Annotated in this window: 1 protein-coding gene, 1 tRNA gene and 1 rRNA gene; 2 read left to right on the top strand and 1 reads right to left on the bottom strand. The window is 36.1% G+C overall.

The annotated features are described in order from the left end of the window. Window positions 1-103, top strand: a 5S ribosomal RNA gene (gene rrf / locus LMB56_RS01955); the annotation flags it as partial. Window positions 104-186: 83 nt separating this feature from the next. Further along, a tRNA-Thr gene (locus LMB56_RS01950) sits at window positions 187-259 on the top strand. Window positions 260-575: 316 nt separating this feature from the next. Here LMB56_RS01950 and LMB56_RS01945 read toward each other — a convergent pair. After that, on the bottom strand, window positions 576-812 hold a 237-nt coding region (locus LMB56_RS01945), incomplete at its 5' end, for a zinc-binding dehydrogenase (protein ID WP_229287856.1).

The raw sequence follows: 812 nt of genomic DNA, 5'->3' as shown, positions 1-812 counted from the left end.
CTTGAAGGATACACCTGTTCCCATGCCGAACACAGAAGTTAAGCTTCAACACGCCGAAAGTAGTTGGGGGATCGCTCCCTGCGAGGATAGGACGTTGCCATGCGATCAAAACGTGAACCGGTTAAACGATTCGCGTCTTTTCTTTAATAACAGTTTCTGGTATAATTAATTAGGAATTGTTATTATGCTGACTTAGCTCAGTTGGCAGAGCACGTCACTAGTAATGATGAGGTCGGAGGTTCGAATCCTCTAGTCAGCACTATTAAAACTTACAAAGTTTATTAGCCCTTGATATATCAAAGTTTTACGAAGATATATCAAGGGCTATTTTTGTTTATTTAAGAATGTCATGCACACAGATGTGCACACAGAAAAAGTGTGTGCATGAGCTTGCATCATCAAATCGCCGAAACTATTGATTTAATAGGCTTTATAAAAGATTTTTTGTGTGCAAATCATGATTTGAAACATTTAATATAAAAGAGAAAAAACGTGATGTCAACAATTGCTGACATCACGTTTTGATAAATTAGCATTAAATTTTACTCAGCGATATCTATCATAAATAACTTTAGTTACTTTTGCCGATCTGCGACGACTATTTTTCCAATCATATGCCCATTTTCAACAAGACTGTGAGCTTTCCTAAGATTATTGGCATCTATTGGGGAAAGTGATTGTGTTAAAGTGCATTGTAATTCGCTATTGTCAATCAAAGTTGCTATTTTATTAAGAATCTCATGCTGTGATTGCATATCTGGTGTATGATAATAAGATTTTGTGTACATCCATTCCCAAGCGAATATAGCCTT

It is taken from the genome of Limosilactobacillus reuteri (assembly GCF_020785355.1).
Lineage (GTDB): Bacteria > Bacillota > Bacilli > Lactobacillales > Lactobacillaceae > Limosilactobacillus > Limosilactobacillus reuteri_I.
This window is presented reverse-complemented; position numbering and strand designations above follow the sequence as displayed.